This window comes from Sphingomonas sp. CCH9-F2, assembly GCF_001556735.1.
GTDB classification, from domain to species: Bacteria; Pseudomonadota; Alphaproteobacteria; order Sphingomonadales; family Sphingomonadaceae; genus Sphingomonas; species Sphingomonas ginsenosidimutans.
This window is the reverse complement of the sequence record NZ_LSJO01000464.1, coordinates 1-8,414: the sequence shown is the minus strand read 5'-3', so window position 1 is coordinate 8,414 and position 8,414 is coordinate 1. Positions and strand designations below refer to the sequence as shown.

The 8,414-nt window shown below is 70.6% G+C and carries 9 protein-coding genes; 2 read left to right on the top strand and 7 right to left on the bottom strand.

Going from position 1 to position 8,414, the window contains the following annotated elements; translation table 11 throughout:
- Positions 1-374: 374 nt before the first annotated feature.
- On the top strand, positions 375-1,661 hold the full coding sequence (locus AX685_RS12950; RefSeq protein ID WP_066489317.1) for a homoserine dehydrogenase: 1,287 nt from the start codon (positions 375-377) through the stop codon (positions 1,659-1,661).
- A gap of 10 nt (positions 1,662-1,671) precedes the next feature.
- On the opposite strand, the gene AX685_RS12945 is transcribed toward AX685_RS12950, so the two are convergent.
- From AX685_RS12945 to AX685_RS12930, 4 genes are all read right to left on the bottom strand, one after another.
- Positions 1,672-2,178, bottom strand: coding sequence for a hypothetical protein (locus AX685_RS12945; protein WP_066489314.1), 507 nt, complete (start codon positions 2,176-2,178; stop codon positions 1,672-1,674).
- A 31-nt stretch (positions 2,179-2,209) separates the two neighbouring features.
- Positions 2,210-2,545, bottom strand: coding sequence for a DMT family protein (locus AX685_RS12940; RefSeq protein WP_066489313.1), 336 nt, complete (start codon positions 2,543-2,545; stop codon positions 2,210-2,212).
- Between the two features lie 96 nt (positions 2,546-2,641).
- On the bottom strand, positions 2,642-2,995 hold the full coding sequence (locus AX685_RS12935; RefSeq protein WP_066489312.1) for a DNA primase: 354 nt from the start codon (positions 2,993-2,995) through the stop codon (positions 2,642-2,644).
- A 73-nt stretch (positions 2,996-3,068) separates the two neighbouring features.
- Complete coding sequence (locus AX685_RS12930) at positions 3,069-4,295, bottom strand: Bcr/CflA family efflux MFS transporter (protein ID WP_066489311.1); 1,227 nt, start codon at positions 4,293-4,295, stop codon at positions 3,069-3,071.
- A gap of 106 nt (positions 4,296-4,401) precedes the next feature.
- On the opposite strand from AX685_RS12930, the gene AX685_RS12925 reads away from it, so the two are divergent.
- Complete coding sequence (locus tag AX685_RS12925) at positions 4,402-5,358, top strand: isopenicillin N synthase family dioxygenase (protein ID WP_066489309.1); 957 nt, start codon at positions 4,402-4,404, stop codon at positions 5,356-5,358.
- A 17-nt stretch (positions 5,359-5,375) separates the two neighbouring features.
- Here the strand turns inward: AX685_RS12925 and AX685_RS12920 are convergent, their stop codons facing one another.
- From AX685_RS12920 to AX685_RS12910, 3 genes are all read right to left on the bottom strand, one after another.
- Positions 5,376-6,083 carry a VIT1/CCC1 transporter family protein gene (locus tag AX685_RS12920; protein ID WP_066489305.1) on the bottom strand — a complete coding sequence of 236 codons (708 nt, stop codon included), beginning with the start codon at positions 6,081-6,083 and terminating at the stop codon, positions 5,376-5,378.
- 22 nt (positions 6,084-6,105) lie between these two features.
- Positions 6,106-6,630 (bottom strand): phosphoribosyltransferase family protein, encoded by a 525-nt coding sequence (locus AX685_RS12915; protein ID WP_066489304.1) that lies wholly within the window; start codon positions 6,628-6,630, stop codon positions 6,106-6,108.
- A 164-nt stretch (positions 6,631-6,794) separates the two neighbouring features.
- The coding region (locus tag AX685_RS12910) for a helicase HerA-like domain-containing protein (protein ID WP_066489303.1) at positions 6,795-8,414 on the bottom strand (1,620 nt) is incomplete at its 5' end.

The window sequence follows — 8,414 nt, the reverse complement described above, 5'->3', positions numbered from 1 at the left end:
ACAAGGGCTGGACGGGCAACAGTGGGATCGTGCGTTGATCGCATACGCGGGGGGAGCGCGGCCATGTCGCTCCCCCGGTCATCTGCCGGTCCTACCGGCGACATCCTGCTCCTGCGCGCGTTGTTTTTTGGGGTGCGGCCCGATTCGTGTATCGCAAGCGGCGGCCAAAAAAAAGCCGGGCAGAAGCCCGGCTGTGAAAGTTTTTAGGAGAGGATGCCTGAAAGGCACGGCTTTTGTGCATCGCAACACATGATTGTGCAAGTGCAATGTGATTCGCTTGCGGTTGCAAAATATGCATTCGTCGGCGAATCGCCTGTGCTCGACATCGCGTGCGCCACGCCGTAATCGCGGCCGGCGACGTGGGGGGACAGGCGATGGCGGACGTATTGCGGGTGGCATTGGCGGGGCTGGGCACCGTCGGAGGCGGGGTGATCCGCGTGCTGGACGAGAACCGCGAGCTGATCGCGCGCCGCGCCGGCCGCCCGATCGAGGTCGTCGCCGTGTCCGCCCGCGACCGGTTGAAGAACCGCGGCGTCGACCTGTCGCGCTTCGCCTGGGTCGACGATACCGCGACGCTGGCGGACGTGGATGCCGACGTGATCGTCGAGCTGATCGGCGGATCGGACGGCCCCGCGCTGGCGCTGGCGCGGCGCACGCTGGCGTCGGGCAAGGGGCTGGTCACCGCGAACAAGGCGATGCTGGCGCACCACGGCCTCGACCTGGCGCGCGCTGCCGAGGAAGCGGGCGCGGCGCTGAAGTTCGAGGCGGCGGTGGCGGGGGGTATCCCGGTCATCAAGGGCCTGCGCGAGGGCGCGGCGGCCAATGCGATCGGGCGCGTCTACGGCATCCTCAACGGCACGTGCAATTTCATCCTGTCGAAGATGGAGGCCGAGGGGCGCGACTTCGCCGCGGTGCTGGCCGAGGCGCAGGCGCTGGGCTTTGCCGAGGCCGATCCGTCGTTCGACATCGATGGCGTCGATGCCGCGCACAAATTGTCGATCCTCGCCAGCCTGGCGTTCGGCACCGCGCCCGCGTTCGACGACGTCGCGATCAGCGGGATCCGCCACCTGCTGGCGGCGGACATCGCGGAAGCGGCGGCGCTGGGCTATCGCATCCGCCTGATCGGCGTGGCGGAGGCCGGGCCGGCGGGGCTGTTCCAGCGCGTCCACGCGCATCTGGTGCCCAGCGACCATCCGCTGGCGCATGTCACCGGCGCGACCAATGCGGTCGTCGCGGAGGGCAATTTCGTCGGCCGGCTGCTGTTCCAGGGCGCGGGCGCGGGGGCGGGGCCGACCGCGAGCGCGGTGGTCGCCGACCTGATCGATATCGCGCGCGGCGAGTTCGGCCCGGCCTATGCGATGCCCGCCGACGCGCTGGCGACGACCGCGGCGGCCGACAGCGGTGAGCGGCGCGGGCGCGCATACCTGCGCTTTTCGGTCGCGGATCGTGTCGGCGTGCTGGCGGAGATCGCCGCGGCGATGCGCGATGCGGGCGTCTCGATCGAAAGCCTGATCCAGCGCGGCGCGTCAGCGGAGGGCAGCGTGCTGGTCGCGATCGTCACGCACGAAGGGCCGGAACGCTGCGTCGAGCAGGCGCTGGAACGGCTGCGCGGATCGCAGAGCCTGACCGGCGAGCCGCTGTGGATGCATATTCTGGCGTAGGCGGGCCGGCCTAGGGGCTGACCCGTCCGGCCATCGACGGTTCGGCGAGGTCGATCGGCACCCGCTCGCCCTTCGGCGCCTTCGCGTGCGGGCGGAAGGCGCGCGCGACGCCGCCGATCACGTCGCCGACCAGCATCCCGGTGCTGGTTCCCTCTCCGTCGCGTTCGCAGCAGCTGCCCGGCGCGACCAGTTTCTGGATGCCGCGCACCGCCGCGGTCCCCATGCCGAGCAGGTCGATCCCCACTTGGCACCCGCCGACGCGCGCCGCGCACGGCGTGCCCTCCGCGGCGAGCGCGCCCATGCCGTCCGCGTTGCGGTTGACCGGCTGCGGCAGCGACGAGGGCACTTCGTGGGGCAGCGGCAGCTTCTGGTCGGGCAGCGGATCGGCGCATACGACGATCTCGTCCGGCGCGCGCCCGCGCACGCACGGCTGGTTGGCGACCGGAGCCAGCACCGAAAAGCGCGCGGGCACGTCCGCCGGAGCGGCCTGTAGCAGGAGCAGCAGGGCAGCGATCATGCGGACAGCGTGGCTGCGCGGGCCGCGATCGTCAACGCCCCGCGAACATGAACGCCGCCGCGCCGACCAGGCAGCCGAACGCCCCGGCGTGACGCCAGGTCAGCGGCTCCTTCAGCACGACGATCGCGAAGATGGTGAAGACCGCCAGCGTGATGACTTCCTGCGTCACCTTCAGTTGCCCGCCGGTCCACCCGTGCAGATAGCCAATGCGGTTGGCCGGCACCGCGAGGCAATATTCGAAGAAGGCGATCGCCCAGCTGATGATGATCACCAGCGGCAGCGCCTTGTCCTCCCCACCCTTCAGATGCCAGTACCAGGCGATCGTCATGAAGCAGTTGGACGCGATCAGCAGGGCGATCGTGGGCATGGCGCGCAGCGTTCCGCGAATGGGGAAAGGGGTTCCCCGCCATGCCGCCGCCGACGCGCCGGTGCAATGGCGCGCGTCGGCGGCGGGGGGCAGCGATCAGGGACGCAGCGCGGCGTCGTCGCGATCGGTGAGTTCGGCTTCCTCGCCATCATCGTCGGCGTCGTCGTCGTCGTCGAAGTCTTCCTGCACCTCGTCTTCCTCGACGTCGGCATCGTCCTGCGCCACGGTGGCGTCGGTCTCGCCGACCTGGCCGTCGCGCAGCGTCAGTTCGTCCTCATCCTCCAGATCGTCGTCCTCGCTGATATCGGGATCGAGATCGACGATGATCGTCCCGTCGCTCGGCCCGTCGCGGGTCGCCTCCAGGATTTCGGCGCGCTGGCTTTCGTCGTAGCCGTCCTCGTCATAGCCGTCGTCGCCGGAACCGTGTCCGTGGATATGCTGTCCGCCCATCGCGAAGCTCCTCATGCCGATGATGGCGACGAACGGCGGACGGGCGAGCGCGGTTCCGCGCGCATCGCTCGGTTCAGCGCGTCGTGAACAGCCGGCCGCGTTCGGTGACCAGCACCGCGGCGAGCGAGAGGATGCCCGCCACCAGGAAGCCGGCGGTCAGCGGCACGGTGGTGCCGTCGAACGCCTGCCCGATCGCGGCGCCCGCGCCCGCCGCGATCGTCACGCTGGTGAAACCCTGCACGCTGGAGGCGGTGCCCGCGATATGCCCCATATTCTCCATCGCCATCGCGGAGAAATTGGCGCTGGCCAGCCCGAAACAGCCCATGGTGATCGCCTGCAGTACCGCGAAGACGTACAGGTCCTCGACCCCCGCCAGCGCCAGCGCCAGGTGCAGCGCGGCGGTGGCGATCAGCAGCAGCACCGCGCCATGCGCCAGCCGCCGCGTGCCGACGCGCATCACCAGCCGCGCATTGGCGAGGTTCGCCGCCGCCATCGTCCCCGCGGTGGTGGCGAAGATCACCAGCAGCAGCCGCGGGCGCCCGAACGTGTCGGCCATGATCTGCTGGATCGAATTGAGATAGCCGTAGAGCGCGCCGAGCAGCGCGGTCGCCGCCAGCGTATAGCCCAGCGACCAGCGATCCGACAGCGTCAGCCGCCACCCGGCGACGATCCGCGCAGGGGACAGCGGCACGCGATCCTCGCGGTGCATCGTTTCGGGCATCCGCCACGAAAACCACGTCAGCACCACGATGGTCGCGACCGCCACCGCCCAGAAGATGTCGCGCCACCCGCCGAACAGCAGCACGCCCGCGCCGAACGCCGGCGCCAGCACGGGCACGATCATGAAGACGATGAAGGTGATCGACATCACCCGCGCCATCGCGCGCCCTTCGAAACAATCGCGCACGATCGCCACCGCCGATACGCGCGCCGCCGCAATCGCGAAGCCGGCGGCGACGCGCGCGGCCAGCAGCAGCGGAAAACTGGCGGCGATCGCGCACAGCGCGTTGGCGGCGACATAGATCGTCATCGCCGCGATCAGGCTGCGCCGCCGCCCGAACCGGTCGGCGAGCGGGCCGTGGATCAGCTGCCCGCCGCCGAACCCCAGGACGAAGGCGGTGATGACATATTGCCGCGCATTGGCATCCGGCGCGCCCAGCGTATCGCCGATCGCCGGCAGTGCGGGCAGCATCGAATCGATCCCCAGCGCGGTCAGCGCCATCAGCGCGGCGATCAGCGCGACGAATTCGGGCAGCGGTAGCGGCGGTCCCCGATCGGTGGGGGCAGGGGAAGACGACATGCCCCCGCGCCTAGGGCAGCGGGCGCGCGGTGTCACGCGTCCAGCGGTGCTGGCATGTCGGGGCGTGCGCGCCTATTGTCGGCACATCAACAAGTTGGACGTTCCTATGCTCGACACCCCCGCCGCCCAGGTTCCGACGCTGAGCCTGAAGGACCAGGATCGCGACCCCGACGGCTTCGCCGCGGCGCTGGGCGGATCGTTCGAGCGCTTCGGCTTCGCGATTGTCGCCGACCATGGTGTGCCGCAGCCGCTGATCGACCGCGCCTGGGCCGAGACCGCGGCGCTGTTCGCGCTGCCGGAGGAGGAGAAGCGCGGTTATCACATCCCCGGCGGGGGCGGTGCGCGCGGCTATACCCCGTTCAAGACCGAGATCGCCAAGGACGCGCGCCACGTCGATCTGAAGGAATTCTGGCACGTCGGACGCGAGCTGCCGCCCGGGCATCGTTATGCCGGGGAAATGGCCGCGAACGTGTGGCCGGCGCGGCCCGAGGGGTTCCGCGACACGTTCGTTGAAATGTTCGCCGCGTTCGATCGTGCGGGCGACCGGCTGCTGTCGGCGATCGCGCGGCATCTGGGGCTGGCGCCCGACTGGTTCGACCCGGCGGTGAAGGACGGCAATTCGGTGCTGCGGCTGCTCCACTATCCGCCGATCCCCGCCGATGCCGAGGGGGTGCGCGCGGGCGCGCATGAGGACATCAACCTCATCACGCTGCTGCTGGGTGCGGAGGAAGCCGGGCTGGAACTGCTCGATCGCGATTCGGGCCGCTGGCTGGCGATCAAGCCGCCGGAGGGGGCGATGGTGGTCAATGTCGGCGACATGCTGCAACGGCTGACCAACCATGTGCTGCCGTCGACCACGCACCGCGTCGTCAACCCGCCGCCCGAACGGCGCGGCCATTCGCGCTATTCGATGCCGTTCTTCCTGCACCCCGCGCCCGATTTCCTGATCGAGACCCTGCCGCAGACGATCACCGCCGACCGGCCGAACCGCTATCCCGCGCCGATCACCGCCAACGGTTACCTGCACGAACGGCTGGTCGAGATCGGGCTTATCAAGAAGTGAGGTGACGGCGCGGCGGATCAGATCACCGTGCCGGTCGCCTTGCCGATCAGCGCGGTGACCGCCATCGCCAGCGCGCCGAGCGCGACGACGCGCACCATCCCGCGCCCGACCGGCGCGCCGCCCGCTCGCGCGCCGAGTGCGCCCAGCAACGCCAGCAGCAGCAGCGCGGTGGCGGGGACGGCATAGAGGACGGCGCCGTGCGGGGCGAGCGCGGCCAGCACCGGCGGAATCGCGCCGGCGGCGAACGCCGCGGCGGAGAACAGCGCCGCCTGCGCCGGGTTGGAACCGCCGTCGTCCGCCAGCCCCAGTTCGTCGCGGCGATGCGCGCCCAGCGCGTCATGCGCCATCATCTGTTCGGCCACCCGCTGCGCCAGCGCGGGGTCGACGCCGCGCGATTCGTAGATGGCGGCCAGCTCGCGCGTTTCGGCGATCGGCGCGCGGGTCAGCTCGGCCGCCTCGCGGCGCAGGTCGGCGCGCTCGGTATCGGCCTGCGAACTGACCGAGACATATTCGCCCGCCGCCATCGACAGCGCGCCGCCGACCAGCGCCGCGGTGCCGGCGATCAGCACCGCGCCCGCGGTCGCCCCCGGCGCGGCCGCGACCCCGACGATCAGGCTGGAGACCGAGATGATCCCGTCATTGGCGCCCAGCACCGCGGCGCGCAGCCAGCCGGTGCGGTGGACCAGATGATGTTCGCCGGCGGCATGGGGAAGGGCGTCGGTCATGCTGCCTCCGGCATTCGGGACGTCAGGCGATGCGTTCGGGCACCTCGGCGGCGTCGGCGGCGATCGCGCTGTCGGGCGCCATCGCTTCCCACGGGAAGACGAACCAGTCCTTGGTTACCTGGCGGTCGATGCCGTGCGCGGCATATTCGACCCGCTGCCCCGATCGGCAATTGTCGATCAGCGTGGCGAACCGCACCGCGCCTTCGGCCGCGCCCTCGCGCGCCAGCATCGTGCGCAGGTGCCCGATCGTGCGCCCGCTGTCGTTGATGTCGTCGACGAACAGCAGCCGCTGGCCCGCGCGGGTGCGCGCGGCGAGCTTGGCGATGGCATCGGCGGCGAGTTCCTCCGACTGCGACGAATAATCGACCGCCAGCATCGGCAGGCCGGTGGCGTGGCTGAGATAGACCGCGGGGATCAGCCCGCCACGGCCGATGCCGATGATATGCGCGGGCGTCCAGTCCGCATCCGCCGCCATGGCCGCGGCCAGCGCGCGGACATGGGCGACGAGATCGGCGTGGGTGATGGGGGTGAAGATCGGCGTGCTCATTGCGGCGATGTAACGGAGACGCGCGCGCGAGTCATCGGGGTTGCGCGGTGTGGGTGAAAGGGTGCGTCATCCCAGCGAAGGCCGGGATTTTCTGCCGGGCGGGCGGGGCGGATGATCGCGGGAGACCCCAGCTTTCGCTGGGGTGACGTTCCTTTCGGTGCCCCCTATCGCCGCAGCAGGCCGCCCAGCACGCCGCGCATCACCTGGCCCAGCAGGCCGCCGCCGGACCTGCCGCGGCCCGACCCCAGCACCGCCTTGGTCACCTCGTTCGCCACCGTCCGCCCGATCGCGGAGGAGGCGGAGCGGGTGGCGGAGGTCATCGCCTTGCTCCACGGGTTGTTCGCCGCCTCGCGCTCGGCGGCGCGGCGGGCGCGGTCGTCCTCGCGCGCCTGGCGGTCGGCGTCGCGCTGCGCGGCGATGCGCGCGCGTTCGGCGTCCCTGGCGGCCTTCGCCTGCTCCTTTGCGGCGAGCGCGGCGGCCTTGTCCGCTTCGTCCTGCGCCCGGGCGGCGGCGACCGCGGCGGCGGCCTCCTGCGTCTTGGCGGCCAGCAGTTCCTCGGCCGAATCGCGATCGACGATCGTGTCGTACTTGGCGCCGATCACGTCGGTCTGGATCAGCACGCGGCGTTCCTCGGGCGTGACCGGTCCGACGCGGCTGGCGGGTGGGCGGATCAGCGTGCGCTCGACCGGCGCGGGGGCGCCGTCGGGCTGGAGCAGCGACACCAGCGCCTCGCCGGCCTTCAGCTCGGTGATCGCGCTCGCCACGTCGACCGCCGGATTGGGGCGGAAGGTCTGCGCCGCGGCGCTGACCGCTTTCTGGTCGCGCGGGGTGAAGGCGTTCAGCTTGTGCTGGATGCGGTTGCCGAGCTGCCCGGCGACCTTGTCGGGGATGTCGATCGGGTTCTGGGTGATGAAATAGACGCCGACGCCCTTCGACCGGATCAGCCGGACGACCTGCTCGATCTTGTCCATCAGCGCATCGGGCGCGTCGTCGAACAGCAGATGCGCCTCGTCGAAGAAGAAGCACAGCTTCGGCTGGTCGGGGTCGCCGACCTCCGGCAAATGTTCGAACAGTTCGGACAGCAGCCACAGCAGGAACGTCGAATACAGCTTCGGGCTGGCCATCAGCCGGTCGGCCGCCAGCACGTTGACGAGACCGCGGCCCCGGTCGTCCACGCCGAACAGGTCGTCCAGATCGAGCGCGGGTTCGCCGAAGAAATGGTCGGCGCCCTGCGAGCGCAGCTGGAGCAGCGCGCGCTGGATCGCGCCGATCGACTGTTTGCCGACATTGCCGTAGGTGACGGTCAGCTCGTCGGCGCGCTCCGCGCAATGCGCCAGCATCGCCTGCAGATCGTCCATGTCGATCAGCAGCAGTCCGTCCTGATCGGCGACGTGGAAGGCGATCGTCAGTACGCCTTCCTGCACCTCGTTCAGCCCCATCAGCCGCGCGAGCAGCAGCGGCCCCATCTCGCTGACGGTGGTGCGGATCGGGTGACCCTGTTCGCCGTACAGGTCCCAGAACTGCACCGGCGTGTCGGCATAGGCCCAGTCGGTCATGCCAATCTGTGCGGCGCGCGCGGTGAAGATCGGATGTGTCTTGGCGGCCGGGGATCCGGCCATGGCGAGGCCGGACAGGTCGCCCTTCACATCGGCGACGAAGCACGCGACGCCCGCGGCGGAAAAGCCCTCCACCACGCCCTGCAACGTCACCGTCTTGCCGGTGCCGGTCGCCCCGGCGATCAGCCCGTGGCGGTTGGCGCGGCGCAGGTCCAGCCGCTGCGGGGC

Coding starts and splice junctions, on each gene's coding strand:
- AX685_RS12935 (WP_066489312.1), bottom strand. CDS start 2,995: ATGGGCGGACAGCATATCCACGGACACGGTTCCGGCGACGACGGCTAT.
- AX685_RS12920 (WP_066489305.1), bottom strand. CDS start 6,083: ATGACCGACGCCCTTCCCCATGCCGCCGGCGAACATCATCTGGTCCAC.
- AX685_RS12915 (WP_066489304.1), bottom strand. CDS start 6,630: ATGAGCACGCCGATCTTCACCCCCATCACCCACGCCGATCTCGTCGCC.
- AX685_RS12940 (WP_066489313.1), bottom strand. CDS start 2,545: ATGCCCACGATCGCCCTGCTGATCGCGTCCAACTGCTTCATGACGATC.
- AX685_RS12945 (WP_066489314.1), bottom strand. CDS start 2,178: ATGATCGCTGCCCTGCTGCTCCTGCTACAGGCCGCTCCGGCGGACGTG.
- AX685_RS12925 (WP_066489309.1), top strand. CDS start 4,402: ATGCTCGACACCCCCGCCGCCCAGGTTCCGACGCTGAGCCTGAAGGAC.
- AX685_RS12950 (WP_066489317.1), top strand. CDS start 375: ATGGCGGACGTATTGCGGGTGGCATTGGCGGGGCTGGGCACCGTCGGA.
- AX685_RS12930 (WP_066489311.1), bottom strand. CDS start 4,295: ATGTCGTCTTCCCCTGCCCCCACCGATCGGGGACCGCCGCTACCGCTG.